This is a genomic window from Vreelandella lionensis, from assembly GCF_002087295.1.
GTDB classification, from domain to species: Bacteria; Pseudomonadota; Gammaproteobacteria; order Pseudomonadales; family Halomonadaceae; genus Vreelandella; species Vreelandella lionensis.
In genome coordinates, this window is the sequence record NZ_MWVI01000002.1 from 1 (window position 1) to 26,186 (window position 26,186).

Consider the following 26,186-nt stretch of genomic DNA (forward strand, 5'->3'; position numbering starts at 1 on the left):
CCAAATCCACGTGAAGTGACGAAGAACCTAAAAAGTAGGGGTTCTTAATGAGCACATCCAGCCAAGCAACGTTTGAGCTTTCAGACGATCAAGTGTTGATTTCACGCTCTGATCGTCAGGGAAAGATTACCTACGTCAACCAGACCTTTATAGAAGTGAGTGGTTACTCCCAGGCGGAGCTAATGGGGGAGGCTCATAGCATTTTTCGCGATTCGGAAATGCCATCGCTGGTGTTTAAAAATATGTGGGACACCATCGAGAAAGGAAAAACTTGGCAAGGGGTGGTGAAAAACCGCTGTAAGAATGGTGATACTTACTGGGTACACACCACGGTAGCGACCGCTGCTGGATGGTGTACGTGTGGTTGGCTATACCGCTATTCGCCGTAAAGCAGCACAAAAAGCCATTGCTCGCGCGGTAAAGGGGTACGGCGCTATGCAGCACGGGCGGGGGAGAGGCTTTGCGCGCCATTATGGTGCATTACGCCGCACGGGGCTGCGCGGTTGGGTGCAACACTTTAGCTTTAGCAGTATGCAAGCTAAGCTCATGGGCATGGTGATGACTGCGATTGTGCTGCTAACAGTGGCAGGAGCAGCCGGTGTTTATGGCTTGACCAGCTCAGCCGAGCGACTGCGTATCCTTAACCAAACCGGGCTTGAAGGGGTAGCCGATCTTCAAAAAATCGAGCAAGGTGCCGCCCAGCTATTGCAGGCACTAGAGCCCGCAGTGCGCAACCCCCGCCGAGCTGATTTAGACCTACTTGAAGAGCAGTTAACCACGCTCCAAGCCGATATCAACCAAACATGGCAAAGCTTTACCGATGAGCATACGGAAGCCAGCGGCGTGCAGCAGGGGCTCACGGCGCATTTGGCCACATTTTTAACCGGTGCTGAAACGGCCTTTACGGCGATACGCGATGGAAATGGGTTTGCCGCCTTTGAGGCGTTTAACGATGTGGTGAAACCCACCTCAGACAGCATTAGTGCCACCATTAATTTGCTAGTGGATAACGAACGTGCCGCCGCCCAAGCGTTAATGGCCAATGCGGAGCGTCAGCAGCAGTGGCTACTATGGGGGCATTTAGGCGTTCTGTTGTTCGGCATTATCTTGATGGTTTGGCTGAGTGTGGCCGTCCTGAAATCATTGCTGAAGTCGCTGAACGAAGCCCGCCGTGTCACCTTCCAAATTGCAGCGGGCAACCTTGCCAATCGGGTGACCCTCAAGCGTGATGATGAGCTGGGTGAGCTGTTGGCATCTCTGGAAACGATGCGGGCCAGCTTGTCAGGGCTGATTACTGAGGTAGGCAGTAAGGTAGAGGTCGTTACCCCCGCTTCGGAGCATATTAAGCAGCAGAATGAGGAATTGGCTTCCCGCACCGAGCAGCAGGCTTCCTCGCTGCAGCAAACTGCCTCCAGCATGGATCAAATGACCGCGACGGTTCAGCAAAATACCGAAAATGCCCGCCAAGCCAACCAGCTTGCGATGCAAAATGCGACCACCAGCTGCGAAACAGGAGAACGCATGCAGGCGCTTGTGGAGCGCATGGAACGAATTGCCGAGAGTGCCAGTAAGATGAACGATATCATCACGGTGATTGACGGCATCGCTTTCCAGACCAACATCCTGGCGCTGAATGCCTCGGTGGAAGCTGCTCGAGCGGGTGAACAGGGCCGCGGTTTTGCCGTGGTCGCCAATGAAGTACGTAACTTGGCTGGCCGCAGTGCGGATGCGGCGGGTGAGATCCGCCGTTTGATCGATACCTCCTCCCAGGAAATTGCCGGAGGTGCTGACGCTGTGAAGGAGGCCGAGCAGGCTATTGATCAGGTGGTCAATCAGGTCATGCGCGTGAGTGATATCATGGGAGAGATCAGCACCGCCTCTGACGAGCAGAGTAGTGGTATCGCTCAGATCAATACGGCGGTCTCTGAGATGGAGCACGGCACACAGCAGAACGCTAGCAAGGTTCAATCAATTTCCAGTGCTGCACAGCGCTTAACCAACGAAGCGTTGGACCTGGCTAACGTGATTGCTGCGTTCCGTTTGGAAGGGGCGGGCGAAGAGAGTAGTGAAACGGCTCGTCAGCGTTTGTCTCGGGACAGTTCACTGATGCCGAGCCTGTCACACCAGGAATCCTAACAAAAAAATCTTTCACAAAAGACCCTTTCACCGCCAAAAAAGCCGCGTTCGGCACTGAAGCGCCCTGCAGCCGCTGTTGCTGAAGAGGAGTGGGAAACCTTCTAATAACCGACGGGCGGCTTCCTCCCGCCTTTGGTTGCCCTCTACATCTAGTCTCGGCGGTGCGCTCATGCCACAATCTAAGGCCGCTGGATTCAACTGCCTGTTGCCACGTATGCGGCAGGCCATGATAAAGATGTAGAGGACACCATGCCCGAGTATCGCTCCCGTACCACCACCGCTGGCCGCAATATGGCTGGCGCCCCTTCCCTTTTGCGGGCCACCGGTATGAAAGATGACGACTTTCATAAGCCGATTATTGCGGTCGCCAACTCCTTCACCCAGTTTGTACCCGGTCATGTGCATCTAAAAGACATGGGCCAGCTGGTGGCGCGTGAGATTGAAAAAGCGGGCGGCGTAGCCAAAGAGTTCAACACCATCGCCGTGGACGATGGCATCGCCATGGGTCACGACGGCATGCTCTACTCGCTGCCGAGCCGCGATATCATTGCCGACAGCGTCGAGTACATGTGTAACGCCCACTGCGCCGATGCGCTGGTGGGCATCTCCAACTGCGACAAAATCACCCCAGGAATGCTGATGGCTGCTATGCGCCTCAATATTCCGGTGATCTTTGTATCAGGCGGCCCGATGGAAGCCGGTAAAACCAAGCTGCTCAACCACGGCCTAGACTTGGTAGATGCGATGGTCATGGCTGCCGATGACAGTGTGGATGATGAAACACTGGCGGAAGTAGAGCGCAGTGCTTGCCCCACCTGCGGTAGCTGTTCAGGTATGTTCACCGCCAACTCCATGAACTGCTTAATGGAAGCATTGGGGCTGGCGCTACCCGGTAACGGCACCGTGCTGGCAACCCACTCAGACCGTCGTCGGCTGTTTGAAAATGCCGGTCACCGTATTGTCGAACTCGCTAAACGGTTCTACGAAGGCGACGAGGCCCACCTGTTGCCCCGTGCGATTGGCAACAAGTCGGCGTTTAAAAACGCCATGACGCTCGACATTGCCATGGGCGGCTCCACCAATACCATTCTTCACCTATTAGCAGCCGCTCAGGAAGCAGAAGTTGACTTCACTATGGCGGATATCGACCGCCTTTCTCGTGAAGTGCCGCAGCTGTGTAAAGTGGCCCCCAATACCCAGAAGTACCATATCGAAGATGTACACCGCGCCGGCGGCATTATGGCCATCTTTGGGTGAGCTGGACCGGGCAGGCGTGCTGGATACCTCTGTGCCCACTGTCTATGGCGATAGCCTAAAGGCCGCGCTGGAAGAGTGGGACATCATGCGCTCGCCTAGCTCAGAAGTGGTTGAGTTCTTTAAGGCTGGCCCTGGCGGTGTACCGACTCAAACCGCTTTCTCCCAAAGCGCCCGCTGGCCAAGCCTGGATGGCGACCGCGCCACCGGCTGTATACGCGATTTGGAGCACGCGTTCTCCCGCGAAGGCGGCCTAGCCGTGCTTTACGGCAATATCGCGCTGGATGGTTGCGTGGTGAAAACCGCAGGGGTCGATGACTCCATTTTGGTATTTGAAGGCAAAGCCCACGTGGTGGAGTCTCAAGACCAAGCGGTGGCCAACGTGTTAGATGGCAAAGTGAAAGAGGGTGACGTGGTCGTCATCCGCTACGAAGGCCCCAAAGGCGGCCCTGGTATGCAGGAGATGCTTTACCCCACCTCCTACCTGAAATCGAAAGGGTTGGGTAAGGCCTGTGCACTGCTCACCGATGGTCGTTTCTCCGGCGGCACATCAGGCCTGTCGATTGGGCATGTTTCCCCGGAAGCGGCAGCAGGGGGCGCCATTGGTTTGGTAGAGCAGGGCGATACCATCCTGATCGATATCCCCAACCGCTCCATCAACGTGCAGCTTAGCGACGCCGAGCTGGCTAAACGCCGTGAAGCCATGGATGCCAAAGGCAAAGATGCATGGAAACCGGTCGAACAGCGCCCGCGCAAGGTTACCCCTGCGCTCAAAGCCTATGCGCTACTCGCCACCTCCGCCGATAAAGGCGCGGTGCGCGACCTCTCTAAGCTAGATTAATCTCTTCATCAAACAGCCCGTCTCGTACGGGCTGTTTTTTTGCCAACCTGAACCGTCACATCGACTAAGGATTGTAATGAAGGCGATCATCAACGTTGGCCTTGTTGGCTATGGGTTTGCAAGCAAGACGTTTCACGCCCCTTTGATTCAAGCGACCGAAGGGCTGGATTTAGTGGCCGTTTCCTCAAGCGATGCGGCCAAAGTGAAGGCGGACCTGCCTAACGTGGAAATAGAGAGCCAAGCGTTAGCACTATGTAAGCGCCCAGACCTTGATCTCATTGTGATTCCCACGCCGAACGATACCCACTTCCCCTTAGCCAAAGCGGCGCTCGCTGCGGGCAAGCATGTAGTGGTGGATAAGCCCTTTACCGTCACACTCTCAGAAGCAAAGCAGCTAAAAGCCCTGGCGGTGGATAAAGAACGGCTGATTTCGGTATTTCATAATCGCCGCTGGGATAGCGACTTCCTGACCATTCAAGCACTCTTAAAGGAAGGTACGCTAGGTCGCATGACCGGCTTTGAGTCGCGCTTTGATCGCTTTCGTCCTGAAGTGCGCGACCGCTGGCGGGAAAAAGCCACTCCAGGGGGCGGTATTTGGTACGACCTAGGCCCGCACCTGCTGGATCAGGCCTGCGAGCTATTCGGCACGCCCAACGCCATTTTGCTAGAGCTAGGCGTACGCCGTGACGGCGCCAAAGCCGATGACGACTTTCTCGCCTTGTTGGAATACGACGGTTTCCGAGTGAGTTTGAGTGCCGGTACGCTGGTGGCAGAACCCACGCCGCGCTACCGCATCCATGGCACTAAAGGCAGCTACATTAAGTACGGCTTAGATCCGCAGGAAGATCGCTTGAAAGCCGGGGAAACGCCGTCGTCTTCCTGGGGAGAGGACAGCCCTGGAACGCTTACCCTGCGCGAGGGAGAAGGCGAAGACGCGCCGCTGGTTCGCCACGACCACCCCACGCTGCCCGGCGACTATCTCGCCTATTACCAGGGCGTGACTGCTGCCATTCGCGAGAAAGCACCGCTGCCGGTGGATATTGATGATGCCCTGCGTTGCATGGCACTGCAGGAGGCAGGTTTGGACAGCCACCGCCAGCGCCGTTGGATAGCGCTGAAGCATCATCTTTAACGTCTGCGCTTTCTAAGCATTAAGGGTGCCGCGTGGACACCCTGTCTATTTATCTCATGCTTTACAGCAAATCCATCCCGCCACGGCGCTTCTCTTCGCGCAGCTTGTCTCGCGCAATATAGAGCGCAGCGATGGCGCGGGCTTCGTGGAAGTCTTCGCGCATGAGTAGGGCAGGCAGCTCTTCGATGGCATGGGTCTCTACAATCAGCGGTTCGGGCTCGTCACCCGGTAAGCGTTTAGGGTAGAGGTCCGTTGCCATTAGCACCTGCATGCGGTGGCGCATATAGTTGGGCGCTAGCGACAGCTCCACCAACGGCTCAATGCGGTGTGCACCGAAGCCGCACGCCTCCATCAGCTCGCGGTTGGCGGCGGTAATGATGTCTTCGCCCGGGTCGACTAACCCTTTCGGCAATGTCAGTACATAGTCCTCAAACCCCGCAGCATACTCACGAATGAGCAGCACATGTTCTGGGTCTGGCATGGCAATAATCATCACCGCGCCGCGATCAGCACCGGTTAAACACTCAAACTGTCGCTCTTCCCCATTAGAGAAGCGCAAATCCAGTGACTCAATTTGAAATAAACGGCTTTGGGCGACGCGCTGGCGGGCTAAGATTTGCGGCTTGCGCGGGTAACCAATAAGCGTATCGCCTGTTGCTGTGTCGTCGCGTGACATCATGCCTCCGTGGCTGCAAAAAACGGGTTACGCTACAATAGCACGCTTACTCTTTCAGACTGGAGCGGCAATGATTGATTGGCGCGAGATCGATACCGTCCTACTCGACATGGACGGCACGTTGCTGGACCTTCACTTCGACAGCCACTTTTGGCTTGAGCACCTGCCTCGGCGCTACGTAGAGCTGCACCAGCTTGATCAGGCCAGCCAGGAGGCCCTCAAGGCGCGTATCATGGGTGAGCAGGGCACGCTGAACTGGTACAGCCTTGCCTACTGGAGCCGCGAGCTCAACGTGGATATCGTCGCGCTCAAGCGCGAAGTGCAGCACTTGATTGGGCTACGCAGCGATGCTTTAGACTTTCTAACATGGCTCAAGCAAGCGCATCCTCGCGTGGTGCTCGCTACCAACGCCGACCGCGCCAGCCTAGCGTTAAAACTGCCGCTGACAGGGTTGGAAAACTACCTAGACGCCATCATCTCATCAGAAGACGTAGGGCGCTGCGAAAGAGGAGCAAGCCTTCTGGTTTGCACTTCAAGAACGCGAGCCATTTGATCCCGCCCGCACCCTGTTTATTGATGATAATGCCCGGGTGCTAGAGAGCGCTCGCGAGTTTGGCATCAAGCATCTGTTAGGTATTAAGCAGCCTGACAGCCAACGCCCAGAGAAAGAGCTACAGGAATTTATTGCCCTTGACCGATTTGCCCGGCTGCTACCCGCAGAGTTGCCAGGGCAACGCTCACACATCTGAGTTCATAAACCTGGCCTCACATACATTAGGAGGGCGTGAATGAGTGACAGCGTTCGTTTGGATAAGTGGTTATGGGCAGCGCGGTTTTTTAAAACCCGTGCTCTGGCCAAAAAAGCCATTGAAGGCGGCAAAGTCCATTACGACGGAGCTCGTGTAAAAACCAGTAAGAACGTTGAGCTGGGTGCGCTGATCCGTGTGCCGCAAGGCTGGGATATCTTCGAGGTGGAAGTGACCGCGCTATCCGACCAGCGTCGAGGCGCACCGGAAGCGCGTAAGCTCTATGCGGAAACCGAAGATAGCGCTAAACGTCGTGCCAAAGAGGCCGAAGCGCGCCGCTTAACCAACGAAGCCATGCAGCACCCGCTTAAACGCCCTGATAACAAACAGCGGCGCGCTATCCAGCGCTTCCAGCGCCAGCAAGGGGAGTAAGCAGCCGCTTACCCTGCTGTGCTCTCCTATTCCTTCTCCTCCTACTTCTCCTCCCATGGTCTTTTTATGTCTGATCAAATTCAACGCTTTTTGTTTGACCAAACTAACGTGCGTGGCGAGATCGTTACGCTCAGCACGGCTTACCACGAAGTGCTCCACCGCCACGCCTACCCACCCGCAGTTAACCAACTGCTGGGTGAGTTGCTAGCGGCGGTCGCCCTATTGACCGATACCGTTAAGCTGGATGGTACGCTCAGTATCGAAGTGCGCGGCCAGGGAGTGCTCGCCTTGTTAATGGCAGAGTCCAACCCCGGCGGCGAGCTGCGGGCAATTGCACGTATTGCCGAAGACGCCGCACTGCCCAGCGAACACGCTAGCTTCCGCGAGCTGGTAGGGGACGGCCAAATCGTGATTACCCTAGACCCTAAAGAGGGGCATCGCTATCAGGGCATTGTCGGGCTGGATCACGATACTCTGGGCGGCTGTCTGGAAGCCTACTTCGGCCAGTCGGAGCAGCTGCCCACGCGGCTTTGGCTAGCTGCTGACGGCGAACGGGCAGGAGGGCTACTTCTCCAGCGCTTACCGGATGCGTCGCAAAACCAGGATGTAGACGCCTGGGAGCGCAGCGTTCACCTAGCCGATACTATCAAGCAAGAAGAGCTGCTGGGCTTAGAGCAGCGAGAAGTGCTGTATCGCCTCTATCATGAAGAGACCGTGCGGGTCTTCGACCCCAAAGCGCTGCGCTTTAGATGCACCTGCTCGCGGGAGCGCATGAGTCATGCGCTCTACACACTTGGCAAGGATGAGCTTCGGGATATTTTGCGCGAACAGGGCGCGATTGACACCCAATGCCACTTTTGGCACGGGAAATATCACTACACCGCAGCGGATATTGAAATTTTGTTGGAGGACCCTGGCGCGCCACCGCCGGTGATTCACTAATTGTGTAGTCGGCGCATAGGGCCAGCTCTGTTCAGGTCTTTTGCTGCTACCCTAGAGCACACCGTGCTTTAAGCCGAAAAGCCAAACAGATGTTTGAAAAATATACTGCGCCGCAACACAAAATGTAGTGCTATTGTAGTAGTTTAACTACAAGATATTTGGTAAAAGCCCCCGTTTCCTGGGGGCTTTCTTTTTGCCATAATGCGCCAAACTTCAGCGCACCTAGCCTGCTGTAACCGCTATAACAGGGGCTAGGATGATTTCTCAAGGCGTCGGCGACGCCCGGAAAATTAGAGACCCAGGAATCGACATGACCACGACTCAAGCCGCTCCCCAAGCCCACGTTAATCTCAGCAGCGCCGAACTGATCGAGCGCGCCGTGGCCCGTGGTGAAGGCCGCCTGTCAGCAAACGGTGCCCTGGTGGTAAACACTGGCCTGCGCACTGGGCGTTCACCGAAAGATCGTTATATTGTCGATGAGCCTTCCACCCGTGACAGCATTGATTGGGGCAGCGTTAACCGCCCCTTCGACGCTGAAAAATTCTCAGCTCTTTGGGCGCGGGTTGAAGATCACCTGGGTAACGGCGAGCACTTCATTTCTGAGCTGCACGTGGGCAGCGACGCCACTCACTACCTACCGGTACGCGTGACTACTGAAACCGCTTGGCAGAACCTGTTTGGTCGCACCATGTTTGTTCGCCCTTTGGCCTACAACCAAGCGGCGAAAGAGGAGTGGACCATTCTTAACGCCGCAGGCTTTGAGTGTGACCCGAACCGCGACGGCACCAATTCCGATGGTTGTGTAATCATCAATTCGCCGAGCGTAAAGTGCTGATCGCTGGCATGCGCTACGCAGGCGAAATGAAGAAAGCCATGTTCTCTGTGCAGAACTTCCTGCTGCCCGCTTCCGACGTGCTGCCGATGCACTGCTCGGCCAACGTGGGTGAAGACGGCGAAACTTGCCTCTTCTTCGGCCTCTCTGGCACCGGTAAAACCACGCTTTCCGCTGACCAAGCACGCTACTTAATCGGTGATGACGAACACGCCTGGGGTGACGGCATTGTCTTCAACATGGAAGGCGGCTGCTACGCCAAATGCATCGACCTTTCTGAGAAGAACGAGCCGGTCATCTGGAACGCGATCAAGTTTGGCACCGTGCTGGAAAACGTCGTACTCGACGACCGCCGCGAGCCGGATTACGCCGACGACAGCCTGACTCAGAACTCCCGCGCCGCCTACCCGCTCGAGCACGTCGAAAAGCGCGTCGCAGAAAACCTAGCAGGCGAGCCTAATGCCATCGTCTTCCTGACCTGCGATATGTCCGGTGTGCTGCCGCCGGTCTCCGTGCTGTCTAAAGAAGCTGCGGCTTACCACTTCCTGTCAGGCTACACGGCGAAAGTCGGCTCCACCGAAATGGGTTCTTCCGAAGGCTTGGCGGCGACGTTCTCTACGTGTTTCGGCGCTCCATTCTTCCCGCGTCCGGCGCGTGAATACGCCGACCTTCTGATCAAGCGCGTTGAGAAGAAAGACGCCCAGGTTTACTTGGTCAACACTGGCTGGACCGGCGGTGCGTACGGTGAAGGCGGTTCGCGCTTCTCCATTCCGACCACTCGCGCCATTATCAGCGCGATTCAGTCTGGCATTCTGCGCGATGTAGAAACCAAGCACATTGAAGGCCTAAACCTGGAGGTGCCGGTAGCCGTACCGGGTGTTGATTCCAGCCTGCTCGACCCTCGCGAGACCTGGGCAGACCGCGACGCTTATGACCGCCACCTGCAAGAGTTGGCCACCAAGTTCGTTGATAATTTCAAGAAGTTTGAAGGCGTTAACGAAGCCATCATCAAAGCAGGCCCGCAGTTGACATAATTTTTACACCCAAGTGTAAGTTGTCGAACGTACGGACAACTAAGTAGTCAGAAAGGGACAGCGCCACGGCACTGTCCCTTTTTCATATCTGCTTGTTTCTCTTTACTATCCAACCGTTGTCGATGGGAGTTACGCCAATGAAACGTCGTCACTTTTTAGGCTTAGCAGGGTTAACCGGCTTAGCGGGTGTTTTGCCGGGTGTCTCGTTTGGCTTTCCGCGCCTTGATCTTGAGGCTGCCCCAGATTTAGAAAAACTGGAGCTGAGCGAAGATGAATGGCGCGAGCGCCTTTCTGATGATGCCTTTAATGTGCTGCGCGAAGAGGGTACAGAGGCAGCATTCTCAAGCCCGTTGGATAAGCAGTACGATGAAGGCGCATACCACTGTGCAGGCTGCGATTTGCTGCTGTTCACCAGCGCCATGAAGTACGATTCTGGCACTGGCTGGCCGAGCTTCTTCGAACATGTAGAGGGTCACTTACTGACCAAACTGGATTTCAAGCTGGTTTGGCCCCGCACCGAATACCACTGCGCCCGCTGTGGCGGCCACCAGGGCCACGTATTTGAAGATGGCCCAGAACCTACCGGCCTGCGTTGGTGCAATAACGGCGTTGCGCTGCGCTTTGTGCCCGCCTAACGGTGGGGCGAAGGGCAATCCATGCCAGTCTAGGTGGTTTGTGGTACCTTGTCGGCACCTCGAATGCTGCATGAGTTAGTTGCACGTTATGGATGTCAAACAACGCATTACTGCACGCTTGGCCGAAGAGCTAAGCGTCCGGCCTGAACAGGTCGCCGCAACGGTAGAGCTTCTGGATGGTGGCGCTACCGTTCCTTTTATTGCCCGTTACCGTAAAGAAGTCACTGGCGCGCTGGATGATACGCAGCTTCGCCAGTTGGACGAACGCCTGCGCTACCTGCGCGAGCTTGAAGAGCGTCGTGAAGCGGTACTGGCCGCCATCGATGAGCAGGGCAAGCTGGACCCCGCACTCAAAGCGACCATTCAAGCCGCAGACACCAAGCAGCGTTTGGAAGATTTATACCTCCCCTTTAAGAAAAAGCGCCGTACCAAAGCCCAAATTGCCCGTGAAGCCGGGTTAGAGCCGCTGGCGGATGCGCTGTTAGCGAACCCAATGCTTGACCCCGAAAGTGAAGCCGCCCAATACCTGCGCGAAGCCGAAGGGGATATCCCCGCCATTGAAGATGCCAAGGCGGCGCTGGATGGCGCCAAGCAGATTCTGATGGAGCGCTTTGCAGAAGACCCCGAGCTGATCGGTCAACTGCGGGAGCGTCTATGGCAAGAGGGCGAGCTCAGTGCGCGCGTGCTGGATGGCAAACAGCAGGAGGGCGCGAAGTTCTCCGACTACTTCGAGCACGATGAAAAGCTGGCGAAAGTGCCGTCGCACCGGGCGCTGGCCATGTTCCGTGGCCGCAATGAAGGCGTCTTGAGCCTAGCGATCCGCTTGCCGGGCGAAGACGACGCACCCATTCACCCCGCTCAAGTGGCGATGGCTAAGCAAGTGGGCATTAGCGATGAGGGGCGCGCGGCGGATCAATGGTTAAGCGAAGTAGTTCGCTGGACCTGGCGTGTGAAGCTTTACACCGCGCTGGAAACCGAGCTGCTGGGCCGCTTGCGTGAACATGCTGAGCAGACCGCCATCGACGTATTTGCCGCTAACCTGAAAGACTTGTTACTGGCAGCGCCTGCCGGGCAGAAAGTAACGCTGGCGCTAGACCCAGGCCTGCGTACTGGCTGTAAAGTAGCGGTGATCGACGCCACCGGTCAGTTTATTGACCAAGCAACGATTTACCCCCATGCGCCGCAAACCCGCGGGGATGAATCCCTCAACGTGCTGGCCAAGCTAGTAAAACAGCACGGCGGGGAGCTGATTGCTGTAGGTAACGGCACCGCCAGTCGCGAAACCGACAAGCTGGCAGGGGAGTTGATTAAAGCGCTGGCACCAGAGCACCGTGCCAGCAAAGTGATGGTCTCTGAAGCGGGCGCTTCTGTTTACTCGGCCTCAGAGTATGCCTCCCGCGAGCTGCCGGATCTGGACGTGACGATTCGCGGCGCTGTCTCTATCGCCCGCCGCTTGCAAGACCCCTTGGCCGAGCTGGTGAAGATCGAACCGAAATCCATCGGCGTGGGCCAGTACCAGCACGATGTTTCCCAAGTGCAGCTCTCTCGCAGCCTGGAAGCCGTGATCGAGGATTGTGTTAACGCCGTGGGCGTGGACCTCAACACCGCGTCCAGCGCGCTGCTTTCTCGGGTGGCAGGCCTAAGCGCCGCTATTGCCGAAAATATCGTCGCTCAGCGCAACCTGCAGGGGGCATTCAAGAGCCGTAAAGAGCTGCTTAAAGTGAGCCGCCTTGGCCCGAAAACCTTCGAGCAGTGCGCAGGCTTTTTGCGTATTAGCAATGCCGAAAATCCGCTGGATGCCAGCGCCGTTCACCCAGAGGCGTATACGCTGGTGGAGCGCATCGCCAAGCAGAATAGCCGTGATGTGAAAGGCCTGATTGGCGACAGCGCCACCCTGAAGGCGCTCAAGCCCGCCGATTTCGCCGACGAGCGTTTTGGTGTGCCGACGGTCAGCGACATCCTCAAAGAGCTGGATAAGCCCGGACGCGACCCGCGCCCAGAATTTAAGGCCGCTGAATTCCGCGAGGGCGTCGAAACACTCAAAGACCTCAAGCTCGGCATGGTGTTGGAAGGCACCGTTACCAACGTGACCCATTTCGGGGCATTTGTGGATATCGGCGTTCACCAAGATGGTTTGGTGCATATCTCGGCGCTTTCCGACCGCTTTATCGATGACCCACGTAGCGTCGTGAAGGCGGGTGATATTGTCACGGTGAAAGTGATGAGCGTGGATATTCCGCGTAAACGGGTAGGGCTATCCATGCGTTTGGATGACGAGCCGGAACAGCCCGAAGCACCAGGCAGCACTGCCTCGGCAGCGCCGCGCAAACCCGCTCGCAGCCAGCGCCAAGGCGGGCAGCGCCAGGGCAATCAGCAGAGCGAACCCCCTGCTGCGATGGGTGCGCTTGGGGCTGCCTTAATGAAAGCCAAGCGGGGCAAATAGTCGCGCGTCTTGAATATTTAACCATTGCCGCCATATCCTGCTGTCTAATTCTCGATTAGAAAGCAGGGTAATGGTTATGGCGATGCCAGCTGACTTCAACAAGGCCTGCTTAATGCAGGCCTTACTAACAAGGAGTGTTCACCTTGTCTGAACCTCTCACTGTGCCATCTTCGCTCACCGCCCAGGTAGAGCGGCTGCTGCCAAGCGCGCGACTTGGGCGCTTAGGGCGCTTGCGTCGCGGGTTGGAGACAGAGGGTCTGCGTGTTGATGCCAACGGCCATATTGCCCAAACGGCTCATCCGCAGGCGCTGGGGTCAAAACTGACTCATCCGCACATCACCACCGATTACTCTGAGGCGCTGCTTGAGTACATCACTCCGGTGTACTCCGAGCCCAAAGAGGCGCTGGCGTTTTTATCTGATCTGCACACCTTTACCTATCACCACTTGGAAAACGAGTGGATCTGGCCGGGCAGCATGCCCTCGCGGCTTTCAGGTAACGATAGTGTGCCCATTGCGGATTACGGCAGCTCTAACGTCGGCACCATGAAGCATGTCTACCGTAAGGGCTTAGACGTACGCTATGGCCGTATTATGCAGGCCATCGCGGGCGTGCATTACAACGTGTCGCTGCCGGACGATATGTGGCACGCGCTGCGGGAAATGGAAAAAGCCACCAACATCCCGTTTAACGATTACCGCTCGACCCGCTACTTCGGGATGATGCGCCACTTCCGCCGCCATAGTTGGTTGCTGCTCTACTTGTTTGGCGCGTCTCCTGCGATAGACAAAAGCTTCCTGCCGAATGGCCAAGTGCCGGATAAGCTGCAGCCGCTCAGCGACGATACCTATTACGCGCCTTATGCCACTACACTGCGTATGTCGGATCTTGGCTATCAGAACAAAGTGCAGTCGCAGCTTAAAATTTGCTTCAATTCGCTGTCGAACTACGTCAACCAGCAGCGCCATGCCATTTCCACCCCCTGGCCGGACTACGAAGCGCTGGGCGTGAGAAACGGCGACGAGTGGCAGCAGCTTAACGCCAATATCCTGCAGATCGAAAACGAGTACTACAGCGATATTCGGCCCAAGCGCGTAGCCAAGCACAACGAAACGCCAAGCCAGGCGTTGGAGGCCCGGGGCGTCGAATACATCGAAGTGCGCTGCCTGGATCTCAATCCGTTCGATCCGTTGGGCGTCACGGAATCCCAGATGCGCTTTGTCGATACCTTCCTGATGTGGTGCCTACTCAGCGACAGCCCCTGGATTTCCGATGAAGAGTGTGACCGCCTAGACGATAACCGGCGGCTGGTCGTAGAGCGCGGCCGCGACCCGGAACTGCGCCTAACTCGCAATGGGGAATCGGTCACGCTGCCTGCTTGGGGCGAGCAAATTTTTGCTGAAATGGCTGAGGTGGCACGCTTGCTGGATGCTGTCGAGGAGGGGGAGCCCCATGCAGCAGCGCTTGAAGCCCTTGCACCACGCTTGAAAGATCCTTCGTTGACCCCCTCGGCGCAAATGCTGGCGCGCTTGCAAGAGGGCAATGGATCACTAAGCGACCCGCTACTGAGCATGGCGCAGGCCCAAGCCGATAAGCTGAAAGCCACGCCGATGCTGCGTTCCCGCGAAGCGCTACTCGCTCAACTGATCGACACCTCTCACCAGCAGCAGCGGGATATTGAGGAGGCCGACCAAGAGAGCTTTAGCGAGTTCCTAGAGAGTTATTTCACCAAAGCGCGAGAGTCTCGGGTGCTTTCTGCACTGCCACCCGAGGATGCGCAATGACATTATCAGCCATTCGTCCGACGGCACTCGCCGGTGTCGCGTTTTGCGTACTGATGATGGCCGTAGCGCTGAGCCTTGAGCACATTGTGGGCTTAGAGCCCTGCCCGCTATGTATTTTTCAGCGAGTAGCGGTTATCGCCGCCGGGCTAGTGCTAGCTGTGGCAGCCATTCACAACCCTAAAGGGGGCGTGGGTAGAGGCCTTTATGGCCTGTTAGGGTTAGCTGCCGTGGGCGCCGGTGCCTTTATCGCCGGGGGTCATGTATGGCTGCAGGGCTTACCAGCAGATGAGGTGCCTAGCTGTGGCCCAGGGCTGGATTACATGATGGATATCCTGCCTATGCAGGAAGTCGTCGCCATGGTGCTTACCGGCTCTGGGGAGTGCGCTGAGATCGACTTCATGTTGTTGGGGCTGTCACTGCCTGCCTGGACGCTGATCGGTTTTTTGGTGCTGGCCCTGGCGCCGCTGCGTATGCTGTGGCTAGCCATCAAGCGCTAGCCTAGTCGTTAGGCAGCCGATCTATCGACGGCTGTCTAACGCAAGCGTTGACTATCGAAGACGTACTCTCCGGTAGCAAGGAAATCATTCCCGCCAGGATTGACAGAGGCAGAAGGAAAAGCGAGTCTAGCCCTGTTCAAGGCGGCTATCTGCAAGGAGAAAGCCCCATGCTCGAAGATTGCAAAAATGCCCTGGAGCGCTGGGGAGGCGTACACAGTTTGATTGATCGCTGGCTTGATCAGCGTCGCGCGCTACTGGTCAGCTTCATTGAGCTCAAGGAAGCCTGCGATGCGGAACTCGAAGCCGTCAGCAAGGCGCGCATTGATACCTTCAGCGAGCTGCTGATGGACTATATCAGTGCTGGGCACTTTGAGATTTACCCGCAGCTTGCGGAAGAAGCGAAAGCCTTTAATGACGAAAGCGCGCTTCACATTGCCGCACAACTGCTAGAGCGCCTGGAAATGTCTACCGCCATGGTGCTGGAGTTCGACGAAGACTTCGCCACCCCGGTACGCTGCCAGCAAAACCTGGCTCGGCTGCCCGCCTGGATCGACCGGCTCGCCAAAGGGCTCACCGAACGCTTCGCCCTGGAGGAGCAGCTCATCGCACGCCTCCATGCAGCCCACAGCCCCCAGCAGATCAAATCTCCCGCTTAAGCCTCTGTCCTCGTAAGCCCCTTCACCCTGTGGGAGGGGCTTGTTGTGGGAGGGAGCTTTAGCTCGCGACGATTCAGGCACCAGTGCCTGCCCAGAGAGTCGCCCAATGAATTGGCCTCCCACAGGCTGGCTTGTAGCTATTTTTCAACCGAGATCTTTCTCCCGCCGTAAGCGGCCGCCAATCACCAGCATGCAGGGGGTGAGCAGCAGGGTGAGGAAGGTGGCGAACGTCAACCCACCGGCAATCGCGCTGGACATTTGTGTCCACCACTGGGCAGACGGGGCGTTGAAACCTAATGCCGGGGCAAACAAATTGACGTTGACGCCCAACACCATCGGCATCAACCCCAGTACGGTCGTAATCGCGGTGAGTAGCACCGGGCGCAGGCGTAAACAGCCTGCTTCCAAGGCCGCTTGAGCGGGGGGCATGCCCTCGGCGCGCAGCTCGTTATAGGTATCGATCAAGACGATATTGTTGTTCACCACGATCCCTGCCAGCGCGATCACCCCCATGCCTACCATCACAATGCCGAACGCTTGGCCGGTGATGAGTAGTCCCATCAATACCCCTGCCGTTGAGAACACAATCGCCGACAGTACCAGCGCGGCTTGGTAGTAGCTATTGAACTGCGTCACCAGAATCAGTGCCATCAAGCCAATCGCAACCAAGAAAGCGCTGACCAGAAACTGCATCGACTCCTGCTGATCCTCTTGCTCACCGGCGACGTTAACCATCAAACCGTCGGGCAGTTGGCCTTGGCCAGCGTCCAATAGAGCGCGCAGCCGCTCATCGGCCAAGAATTCTGGAGCTAAGTCGGCTTCCACCGTAATAGCACGGCGGCCATCGATGCGGTTAAGCGTGCCCACTTTTGGTGCAGGAGTAATCTCCACAAAGTGCGAAATAGGCACCTGCCCGCGAGGGGTATTAATCGTCAAACGCTCAAGCTGGTTCAATGTGCGCCAGTTCTCCGGCAGTCGCACCCGAATATCCACTTCATCGTTCACCGTGGGCGGACGATAGAGGCGATCTGAAGCCCGGTGGTGAGCAGTTGAACGGCACTGCCGATGGTGGTGATATCGGTTCCCATACGGGCAGCGGCTTCGCGATCCACATGCACCTGCCACTCGACGCCCGGCAGGCTGCGGTTATCCTGAATATCGGTAAAGCCGCCAAGGTTGCGCATCATCGCCGTGATTTGATCAACCCCTGCATCGGCAATGTCCGGGTCGGTAGCACTCACCTCCAGCACAATCGGCTTGCCGCCGCCGGGGCCCATCTCCTGCTCTTGAAACTCCAGGGTAATGCCTGGGATATCCTGGGTGCGCTCAGCCATATCCGCCAGAATGGTGCGAGCAGGACGGCGCTGATACCAGTCGATAAACTGGAACTGAAGCATGCCAATTACATCACTACCCATTTGCTGGTCGGGCACAGCGTAAGAGCGGGCGTAGAGCGCTCCACTTCCCCCATACCACCCAAGCGCTGCTCCACGCGCTGCAAAATGGCATCGGTTTCCTCCGCCGAAAAATCACCGCGGGCGCGCACCAGTACCTGAGCGCTGTCCGGCTCCACGTTAGGAAAGAAATCCACGCCATGATTGAAGCGCGCATAGCCGGTGTAGAGTAGGGCAATCAGCAGTACCGCAAACAGCAGTACCCAGGCAGGATGCTGAAGCAGGCGGCTCAAGATCCGACGATACCCACGCCCAAGCGCTGTACTTTCATCTATCGGCCCGGTACCACTGGCATGAGAGGTGCGCGTGAACAGGCGGCCCAGCGTAGGCAAAAACACCAGCGCCATGGCCAGCGAGGCCAGCAAGCATAGAATCACCGTGGCGGGCAGGTACTTCATAAATTGGCCCACCACGCCCGGCCAAAACAGCAGCGGGATGAACACGGCGAGTGTCGTTGCCGTAGAGGCGATGACCGGCCAGCTCATGCGTGAGGCGGCATCGAGCCACGCTTGATGCGGCGCTTGGCCGTCGTGCAGATGCCGGTCGGCCAACTCGCTGACGACGATAGCCCCATCCACCGAGCATGCCCGCGACCAAAATCAGTGCAAACAGCACGACAATATTGAGCGTAAATCCAAACGCCCACACCAGCAGAATGCCGGTGAGGAACGCTCCTGGAATGGTCAGCCCTACCAGCAGTGCCATCCGCCAGCCCATCACGGCCACCACTACGATGAGTACCAGCACAACGGCGGTTAACACGTTATTCAGCAGCTCCGAGAGCATGTTCTGCACGGTAACCGACTCATCCAGAATAGTGGTTATCCGTAGCTGTTCGGGCAGCAGGTCTTCCGCGAGTGCCAACTGCTCTCGCACTGCTTCAATGGTCGCGATGATGTTGGCCCCAGCGCGTTTTGGAGATTTCCAGCACCACGGCGGGCTGGCCATCAATACGGGCAAATCCTTCGGCCTCTTTGTAGGTGGGGTGAATCCAGGCCACATCGCCAAAGGTGACCACTTGATCTCCTTCTACTTTCACCGGCATGTTCATCACGTCGTTTAACGACTCAATAATGCCGGGAACCTTTAACGCTAAACGCCCCGCGCCCGTATCCAGACTGCCTGCGGCGACCAAGCGGTTATTGCGTGATATCTGATTGAACAGGGTGTCGAAATCAACGCCGTAGCTCTCCAGCACCAGCGGGTCGACGACGATCTCCAACAGGTCCTCCCGTTCGCCAGCAATCTCTACCTCGAGCACATCGGCGATGCCTTCGATTTCCTCTTTCAAGCGCCGGGCAATCGTCATCCGCTCCCGGGTATCCAGATCGCCGGAGAGGCCGATACTCAGAACGGGAAACTCGGAGACGTTAACTTCCATCACCCGTGGCTCTTCCGCTTCATCGGGCAGGCTGCTGCGGGCAATATCGACGCGCTCGCGCACATCGGCCAGGGCGGTGTCTGGGTCAAAACCAGGGTCGAACTCAAGCGTTACCGAGGCGTGGCCTTCACTGGACTGAGCGGTGAATTTACGCAGCCCCTCGATGCCACGCAGCTCCTGCTCCATGGGGCGGACCAGTAGGCGCTCGCCATCTTCGGGGCTGACGCCCTCCAGCGCGAGAGATACGTAGATAATCGGGATCGTCACGTCGGGGTTGGCTTCTTTGGGAATCGCCTGCCAGGCGGCCGTGCCCGCCAGTAGCAGCCCTACCAGTAGCAGCAGTGTGGTACGGGTATGGGTGAGGGCGGCATTAATTAACTGGCGCATGTCCACCTTCCTGGGCAGGCACGGGGGTTACTGCTTCGCCGGGGCGGACCAAGCCCAGCCCCTAACGTAATGAGGGTGACCGGGTCGGGCAGGCCGCTGACATAGGCGCGCTGGGTATCGGCGCTAACTAGCTCGACGGCGGTTTGCACGACACGATCCTCGTCATCCAAGTGCTTGATGGCTAACTGGCCGCGCTCGTCAAGGCTGAATAACGCAGGCGAAAGGGTGTGCACTTGGCGGGGTGGCAATGTGATCGTGAACTCTGCACTGCCTCCCGCTAAGCGCAGGCGCTCGGGGTTGTCGAGTGCTACTTCGATATAGAACGTACGGGTCGCTTCTTCTGCACGGCTGCTGATATAGCTCACTTCGCCAGCGAGCGATCCACCGTTAAGTAGACGGGCCGTCACGGGTAACCCCACGCTTAAAGCACCTATCTGCTGCTGTGACACCCAGGCGGTACCGGTTAGGCGGCGATCATCAATCAAGCGTGCCCACTCTTCGCCTGGCTGGAGTAGGTCGCCAAGCTCTACCTGTGTTCGGTCGAGGGTGCCGTCAAATGGGGCAGTGGGCCGGGTGTCTTGCAGCTGTTTCTCTAGCTGCGCCACCTGCGCCGCGCTGGCGCTGAGCGCGCTTTGCAGGCGCAGCAGCTCCGGCTGGGAAATTAGCTCACGACGGCGCAGGCTCTGGGCACCGGCGTACTCGGCTTCGGCCAGCGCTAGTTCATCTCTGGCCTGCCGCAAGCGTTCGGGCAGGGCATCGTTATCCAGCACTAGTAGCGTTTCGCCCTGGCGCACGCTCTCTCCTTGCTTGACCGGCTTCTCTGCGACGTAACCCGCGACGTTGGCACGCAGCACTGTCTCACGCTCAGCGGTGAGCTGGCCCTGTAGCACCTGCTGGGGAATATACGGCGTGCTCTGCTGAGTGCTTACCTCGACGCGGGGGAGGGCCTCGGCTTGCTCTGCTGTGCTTTCAGGAGGTGAAGATTGAAACTGCTGAAAATCGCCAACGGCCAGCCATACCACTAACGCCAGCACCAGCAGGCTAGCCAGCGCGTAAGAGGGGGGAATTCGTCGCATGGAAAGTCACTGTTCCAAGGGAATGACAAAATAGATAGCGCGGTAAAGGATGGTACCGCAGCCCGTCACACCATAGCGTAACTGGCCGTTTTCAGCGAGTATCAAGCCCGCGTGCAAATGGGTAGTCGTCTCATGTCTGATTGAGTTTTTGAGCGTCTGGGCATACCATCATGGCGCTATTCTTTACCAGGCGAACCTCCATTAGGCGAACCATCAAGGAGCAATGATGAAAGATCCAGTACGTATTGCGATTACCGGCGGTGCCGGCCAGATCAGCTACTCTCTTATTTTCCGTATTGCCGCTGGCGACATGCTAGGGCCGGATCAGCCTGTCATTCTCCAGCTTCTCGAAATTCCTCAAGCGATGGACGCGCTGAACGGCGTCGTGATGGAAGTTAACGACTGTGCGTTCCCGCTGGTGCAAGACATCGTTGCCACCGACGACCCGAACGTTGCCTTTAAAGATGCTGACTTCGCTCTGCTGGTAGGTGCACGTCCGCGTGGCCCGGGTATGGAGCGTAAAGATCTGCTGGAAGCCAACGCCGCGATCTTCTCTGTACAGGGTAAAGCACTGAACGACCATGCTAGCCGTGATGTGAAAGTGCTGGTCGTCGGCAACCCGGCCAACACCAACGCGCTGATTGCTTCCTGCAACGCGCCGGATCTGGACGCTGGTCAGTTCACTGCCATGACGCGTCTGGACCATAACCGCGCGCTGACACAGCTGGCTCAGAAAACCGGCAAGCACGTCACCGACGTTGAAAACATGATCATCTGGGGCAACCATAGTGCCACCCAGTACCCGGATCTGGCCCAGTGCAAAGTAGACGGCAAAGCCGCTTTCGATCTGGTTGAGCGTGACTGGTACGAAAACGACTTCATCCCGACTGTGCAGCAGCGCGGTGCCGCGATCATCAAAGCGCGCGGTGCTTCCTCTGCCGCTTCTGCTGCGTCATCTGCCATCGACCACATGCGCGATTGGGCGCTGGGTTGCGACGGCATCGTCAGCATGGCGATTCCTTCCGACGGCAGCTACGGCATCGCCGAAGGCATCATCTACTCCTACCCGGTTCGTTGTCAGGGTGGCAAATACGAAATCGTACAAGGTTTCGAGCTGGATGCATTCAGCAAAGAGAAGATGCAAGCCACCGAGAAAGAACTGCGCGAAGAGCGCGCTGCCGTTGAGCACCTGCTCGGCTAAACGCGCCTGCTAAGCGCTTTTTATAAGCGCTTAGTCACGCAAAACCCCGCAAGATTTCTTGCGGGGTTTTTGTTTGCCTCATTAATCAATTAATCCCGCAGGCTCATAATCCGCCAGTTCCGTTCTTCTGCCACTTTACGCAGGGTGTCGTCTGGGTCGACGGCAACCGGGTGATCACCGTTCTCAAGTAGCGGTAGATCGTTGTGAGAATCGCTATAGAACCATGCGCCGTCCATGGTGATATCTTGGGCTTCTAGCCACGCTTGTAGGCGGATGACTTTACCCTCGCGGTAACTGGGCACGCCGTCAACACGGCCAGTATAGCGGCCATCGACCATTTCCGGCTCTACAGCGATTAAATCATCAACACCTAAGCGCTCGGCAATGGGGCCGGTAATAAAACGGTTGGTGGCAGGGATAATCAGCAGCGTATCGCCTTTGGTGCGGTGGCGGGCCAGCAGCTCCTCGGCTTTGGGCAGAATATGCGGCTCGATTTTGCTGGCCATGAATTGCTGGTGCCACGCCGCCAGCTGCTCCGGCGTGTTTTCAGCCAGCGGTTCAGCGCCATTTCCAAAAATGCCGCCATATCCAGAGTGCCCGCGTTGCAATCGGCGAGAAAGCGCTCGTTGGCCTCGCGGGAGGCCACCGGGTCCACTGCGCCTTGCTCCACCAGAAACTCACCCCAGGCATGGTCGCTGTCGATGGATAGCAGCGTATTGTCCAAATCGAAAATGGCCAGACTCACGGCGCTCCCCTTATGGTTAATGTTGGACGTTGGTCGTCGGATACAAAGCGCCGGATTATCGCAGAGTCACCTAGGTTTCACCACTTAGCGTGATATTGTATTGATACGCTTGTCTCCCTTGTGGAAAAATGGGCATAACTGAAAATTTATGAAGGTGATGTCCGTGATCGACGCTGACGGCTTTCGCCCTAATGTTGGCATTATCATTGCCAATATCCAGGGGCAGCTGCTTTGGGCGCGTCGTGTAGGACAAAATGCGTGGCAATTTCCCCAGGGAGGCATTAAGGCAAGCGAGACGCCACAACAAGCGCTTTTTCGTTAACGCCACGAAGAGATCGGCCTAACCGCCGACGATGTTGATATTGTCGCCTGCACCCGGGGCTGGCTGCGCTACCGTCTGCCACGACGCATGATTCGTACCCACTCAAGGCCAGTGTGTATTGGCCAAAAACAGAAGTGGTTTTTACTCAAAATTCGTTGCCAAGAAAACCGTATTTGTATGACGGCCACGCCCAAGCCGGAATTCGACGGTTGGCGATGGGTTAGCTACTGGTACCCGTTAGGGCAAGTGGTGCCGTTTAAACGAGAGGTCTATCGGCGTGCGCTAAGAGAGCTTTCTCCTCGCGTGCAGCGCTTGGCACAAGATAGCGAAGGATAACGCGCGCATCATTGCAGGATAAAAGCAGTGTTAGCCCAGCCGGACAATCCCTCAGCGAGGCAAATAATAGTGAATAGGAAAACGTCCATGCTTGAGGTGCTGCGACGCGTTATTCAAGAAGTGAATGGCGCACGGAACCTCGACGCCGCGCTGTCGACCATGGTTCGCCGCATACGCAAAGCCATGCAGACCGATGTGTGCTCTTTTTATCTTTACGATAAAGAACTGGAGTCGTTGGTTCTGATGGAAACCATTGGTCTGCGTACCCAAGCCGTGGGTCGTGTCGTGTTGCCGCTGGGGGAGGGCGTAGTGGGGCTGGTGGCCAAACGCAGCGAGCCGCTCAACTTGGAAGATGCCCAGTCGCACTCCCATTTCCGCTACTTTGAAGCGACCGGTGAAGAGCGTTATTCAAGCTTTCTTGGGGTGCCGATTATCCACCAGCGCCACATGTTGGGGGTGCTGGTGGTGCAGCAGGCGGAAAAGCGCCGCTACGATGACGAAGATGAAGCCTTCCTGGTCACCATGGCGGCACAGCTTTCGGGCGTGCTGGCTCATGCCTTAGCCACCGGTAATCTCACTCGCCCCGCGCTACCCGGTGGCCAGGCGATGTTCAAAGGGGTCGCGGCCTCGCCCGGCATGGCCATGGGCGAAGCCGTGGTGATCACTCCTCCCGCTGACCTCAATAGCGTTCCTGATCTTATTCCCAGCGACCAGGAGTACGAAATTGCCCGGCTAAAAGAGGCCATCGGCAAAACCCGCGATGAGATTCGTGCCGCTGCAGAGCGTTTGGTCAATCGTATCTCCTCTCAAGAGCTGGCGCTGTTCGACGTCTACCAACATATGTTGGGGGAAGCGGCACTCTCCGAAGAGGTCGAAAAACGAATTCGGGAAGGGCAGCGGGCGCCGGCGGCGCTCGCCGATGTCGTTCGCCGCCACGTTCAGTACCTAGAACGTGTCGAGGATGGCTACCTGCGCGAGCGGGCAGCAGATATTCGCGACCTGGGCCGTCGCGTGTTGGCGCATCTGAAAGACGAAACGCCTTCTACGCCGGAAACTTATCCAGACAACGCCATTTTAGTTGGCGATGAAATCAGTGTGGCGATGCTGGGCGAAGTGCCGCGCGACAAGCTAAAAGGATTGGTGTCGGTACGTGGTTCTAGTACGTCTCACGTGGCGATTGTCGCCCGTGCCATGGGCATTCCCACGGTATTAGGAATGGTAGACCTGCCGCTGCCACGCCTGAACGGTGCGCCCGTGGTGCTAGATGGCCACCGGGGGCGGCTATTTGTGCGTCCTGCCGCCGAGCTGCAAACCCGCTACGCTAGCCTGATTGCCGAAGAGAAAGTGCTCAGCGAAGTGCTGGAGCATGAACAGGATCTGCCCAGTAGAACCCCCGACGGCCATGAAATGCCGCTGATGGTGAATACTGGCTTGGCGGTGGATGCCTCTGCACTGCTGAAAAGCCGCATTGGCGGGGTGGGGGTCTATCGCACCGGAGTGCCATTTATGATTACCGAGCGCTTCCCAGGTGAAAAAGAGCAGATGCGCATGTACCGCGAGCAGTTGAAAGGCTTTGCGCCGCTGCCGGTGGTGATGCGTACTCTAGATATCGGTGGCGACAAAGATTTGCCCTATTTCCCGATTGAGGAAGCCAACCCGTTCCTGGGCTGGCGGGGTATGCGCGTTACCCTGGATCATCCTGAAGTTCTGATGGTACAGCTGCGCGCCATGCTTAAAGCCTCCCACGATTTAGGCAATCTCTACGTGCTGCTCCCCATGATCACCAATGTGGAGGAGGTCGATGAGGCAATACGGCTGCTTGATCGCGCCATCTTAGAGTTGGGCGAAGAGGGTATTAAGGTTGAGCGGCCAAAAGTGGGGGTCATGATTGAAGTACCCGCGACTATTTATCAAATGGACGCGCTGGCTAAGCGTGTCGATTTTTTCTCGGTAGGCAGTAATGACCTTACCCAGTACCTGCTAGCGGTGGATCGTAACAATCCGCGGGTGTCTAGCCTGTACGATGCGCTGCATCCCGCGCTACTTGGCGCTTTACAAGAGCTGGCTCAGGATGCGAAGCGGCTGAATAAGCCTATTTCGCTGTGTGGTGAGCTGGCGGGTGACCCAGCAGGCGCGCTGCTGTTGATGGCGATGGGCTTTCCCAGCCTTTCCATGAACGCCCCCAGCTTGCCAAAAGTGCGTGCCGCGATTCGTCGGGTCACGCTGGCCGATGCGCAAACGCTGCTCAAAGAGATCATGCGGCTGGATACGCCCGCACTGGTCCATGAGCATCTTAATAAACGGCTGGATGAGTGGCAGTTGTCGCACCTGCTGCCCCCTCGTGATTAATAAGCTACTATCGTTGGCATAGCGCCGTAAGTGTCGTTTCGCCAGTAAAGCGCCCGAGCGGCCCAAAGCGCTGCTCAGTGATAGCCACATCGCCCCGGTGGCTAAGCGTCAGCCAAGTAGTAGCGCGGGTGCCGTACTGCTCGCCGACGATAAAAGCCGCCGAGAGCTGACGCTCAAGAGTAACGCCAACCCCCGTATCGGGTAGCAAGTGATCGGCGGCTTGCCCTGGGTTTTGCAGCGCCTGTCGCGTGGCGGGCCCCCACAGGTGATTATTACTACCCTGCATAGCGCAACGTGCAGCCTGTAGTTTAGGCCAAGGCGTATTCAAACTGGCATTGGAAAGCCCATGCACCCCGGGCGGCACATTAACAAGGGATATGCCATCGCTTCCCCGGTGCAGGTGCCAGCATTGGTGGGTGGTAGCGACTAATAAATTAAAGCCAGCGTAGCGCTCGGCTTGGTGGCTCGCCATGGTGTCTAGCCATGCGGCGGGGTCGTCACTGGCAAGTACCCCCGCCACCAGTTCGCCTCGGCTGGGCGCGTTAGGGGGCGTGGGTAAGGTGGTATCGCGTACGTTGGTAAGTGCCGCCACAATGCCGTATCGATTTGCTGCCAGCCATGTACCACCCGCTTCCAAGTCTCTGCCACCCAGCAGTGTTTTGTCGCTCCACGCACTCAGTGGGGCAGTAGGGCGTGCATGGAACTCATCACGATTACCCGCTAAGCGTAGAGGAGTGTGGCTATCGGGTGACCAACGAAACGTAATTAAACACATAAATGACTCATAATAGGCATTATTCGGGGCATACTTAAGTGGCGCGACATGACACACTTCCGGTGGAGACGTACACTGACTTTCGCGCCGTGATTAATGATGCGGGCTATCTCTACTAGC

The 26,186-nt window shown here is 57.2% G+C and carries 14 protein-coding genes and 7 pseudogenes; 16 read left to right on the top strand and 5 right to left on the bottom strand.

Going from position 1 to position 26,186, the window contains the following annotated elements:
• Nucleotides 1-47 precede the first annotated feature (47 nt).
• The 4 genes and pseudogenes from B4967_RS18420 to B4967_RS00050 all read left to right on the top strand — a co-directional run bounded on the left by B4967_RS18420 (nucleotide 48) and on the right by B4967_RS00050 (nucleotide 5,363).
• A complete protein-coding gene (locus B4967_RS18420; RefSeq protein WP_243470226.1) occupies nucleotides 48-389 on the top strand; it encodes a PAS domain-containing protein in 342 nt (113 codons plus the stop codon).
• On the top strand, nucleotides 361-2,136 hold the full coding sequence (locus B4967_RS00040; protein ID WP_243470227.1) for a methyl-accepting chemotaxis protein: 1,776 nt from the start codon (nucleotides 361-363) through the stop codon (nucleotides 2,134-2,136). The genes B4967_RS18420 and B4967_RS00040 overlap by 29 nt, the downstream gene beginning before the upstream one ends.
• Nucleotides 2,137-2,385: 249 nt before the next feature.
• A pseudogene (gene ilvD / locus B4967_RS00045) lies at nucleotides 2,386-4,231 on the top strand (dihydroxy-acid dehydratase).
• A gap of 76 nt (nucleotides 4,232-4,307) precedes the next feature.
• Entirely contained in the window at nucleotides 4,308-5,363 is a 1,056-nt protein-coding gene (locus tag B4967_RS00050) for an oxidoreductase (RefSeq protein WP_083022883.1), read from the top strand.
• Between the two features lie 61 nt (nucleotides 5,364-5,424).
• Here B4967_RS00050 and nudE read toward each other — a convergent pair whose 3' ends face one another.
• A complete protein-coding gene (nudE, locus tag B4967_RS00055) occupies nucleotides 5,425-6,039 on the bottom strand; it encodes an ADP compounds hydrolase NudE (RefSeq protein ID WP_083022885.1) in 615 nt (204 codons plus the stop codon).
• A 70-nt stretch (nucleotides 6,040-6,109) separates the two neighbouring features.
• Between nudE and yrfG the strand changes: the two are divergent.
• The 9 genes and pseudogenes from yrfG to rsd all read left to right on the top strand — a co-directional run bounded on the left by yrfG (nucleotide 6,110) and on the right by rsd (nucleotide 16,040).
• Nucleotides 6,110-6,788 (top strand): annotated as a pseudogene (yrfG, locus tag B4967_RS00060) (GMP/IMP nucleotidase).
• A 39-nt stretch (nucleotides 6,789-6,827) separates the two neighbouring features.
• Nucleotides 6,828-7,217, top strand: coding sequence for an RNA-binding S4 domain-containing protein (locus tag B4967_RS00065; RefSeq protein WP_083022886.1), 390 nt, complete (start codon nucleotides 6,828-6,830; stop codon nucleotides 7,215-7,217).
• 66 nt (nucleotides 7,218-7,283) lie between these two features.
• Nucleotides 7,284-8,159 (top strand): Hsp33 family molecular chaperone HslO, encoded by an 876-nt coding sequence (gene hslO, locus B4967_RS00070; protein WP_083022888.1) that lies wholly within the window; start codon nucleotides 7,284-7,286, stop codon nucleotides 8,157-8,159.
• A 310-nt stretch (nucleotides 8,160-8,469) separates the two neighbouring features.
• Nucleotides 8,470-10,025 (top strand): annotated as a pseudogene (locus tag B4967_RS00075) (phosphoenolpyruvate carboxykinase).
• 137 nt (nucleotides 10,026-10,162) lie between these two features.
• Entirely contained in the window at nucleotides 10,163-10,660 is a 498-nt protein-coding gene (gene msrB / locus B4967_RS00080; protein ID WP_083022890.1) for a peptide-methionine (R)-S-oxide reductase MsrB, read from the top strand.
• 88 nt (nucleotides 10,661-10,748) lie between these two features.
• On the top strand, nucleotides 10,749-13,103 hold the full coding sequence (locus tag B4967_RS00085; RefSeq protein ID WP_083022892.1) for a Tex family protein: 2,355 nt from the start codon (nucleotides 10,749-10,751) through the stop codon (nucleotides 13,101-13,103).
• A 143-nt stretch (nucleotides 13,104-13,246) separates the two neighbouring features.
• Nucleotides 13,247-14,887 carry a glutamate--cysteine ligase gene (gshA, locus tag B4967_RS00090; protein ID WP_083022893.1) on the top strand — a complete coding sequence of 547 codons (1,641 nt, stop codon included), beginning with the start codon at nucleotides 13,247-13,249 and terminating at the stop codon, nucleotides 14,885-14,887.
• Nucleotides 14,884-15,384, top strand: a complete 501-nt coding sequence (locus B4967_RS00095; RefSeq protein WP_083022896.1) for a disulfide bond formation protein B — start codon at nucleotides 14,884-14,886, stop codon at nucleotides 15,382-15,384. Before gshA ends, B4967_RS00095 begins: the two co-directional genes overlap by 4 nt.
• Before the next feature lie 167 nt (nucleotides 15,385-15,551).
• Nucleotides 15,552-16,040, top strand: coding sequence for a sigma D regulator (gene rsd / locus B4967_RS00100; protein WP_083022898.1), 489 nt, complete (start codon nucleotides 15,552-15,554; stop codon nucleotides 16,038-16,040).
• A 144-nt stretch (nucleotides 16,041-16,184) separates the two neighbouring features.
• On the opposite strand, the pseudogene B4967_RS00105 reads toward rsd, so the two are convergent.
• Both B4967_RS00105 and B4967_RS00110 read right to left on the bottom strand, forming a co-directional pair.
• Nucleotides 16,185-19,262: pseudogene (locus B4967_RS00105) on the bottom strand (efflux RND transporter permease subunit).
• A pseudogene (locus B4967_RS00110) lies at nucleotides 19,246-20,338 on the bottom strand (efflux RND transporter periplasmic adaptor subunit). The pseudogenes B4967_RS00105 and B4967_RS00110 overlap by 17 nt, the downstream one beginning before the upstream one ends.
• Before the next feature lie 226 nt (nucleotides 20,339-20,564).
• Between B4967_RS00110 and B4967_RS00115 the strand changes: the two are divergent.
• Nucleotides 20,565-21,539, top strand: coding sequence for a malate dehydrogenase (locus tag B4967_RS00115; RefSeq protein ID WP_016913321.1), 975 nt, complete (start codon nucleotides 20,565-20,567; stop codon nucleotides 21,537-21,539).
• Nucleotides 21,540-21,628: 89 nt separating this feature from the next.
• Here B4967_RS00115 and B4967_RS00120 read toward each other — a convergent pair.
• Nucleotides 21,629-22,284 (bottom strand): annotated as a pseudogene (locus B4967_RS00120) (histidinol-phosphatase).
• A 163-nt stretch (nucleotides 22,285-22,447) separates the two neighbouring features.
• Between B4967_RS00120 and B4967_RS00125 the strand changes: the two are divergent.
• Together B4967_RS00125 and ptsP are read left to right on the top strand one after the other, a co-directional pair.
• Nucleotides 22,448-22,942: pseudogene (locus tag B4967_RS00125) on the top strand (RNA pyrophosphohydrolase).
• 87 nt (nucleotides 22,943-23,029) lie between these two features.
• Complete coding sequence (gene ptsP / locus B4967_RS00130; RefSeq protein WP_083022899.1) at nucleotides 23,030-25,291, top strand: phosphoenolpyruvate--protein phosphotransferase; 2,262 nt, start codon at nucleotides 23,030-23,032, stop codon at nucleotides 25,289-25,291.
• Between the two features lie 7 nt (nucleotides 25,292-25,298).
• Here ptsP and B4967_RS00135 read toward each other — a convergent pair whose 3' ends face one another.
• Nucleotides 25,299-26,066 carry an NRDE family protein gene (locus B4967_RS00135; protein ID WP_083022901.1) on the bottom strand — a complete coding sequence of 256 codons (768 nt, stop codon included), beginning with the start codon at nucleotides 26,064-26,066 and terminating at the stop codon, nucleotides 25,299-25,301.
• Nucleotides 26,067-26,186 lie beyond the last annotated feature (120 nt).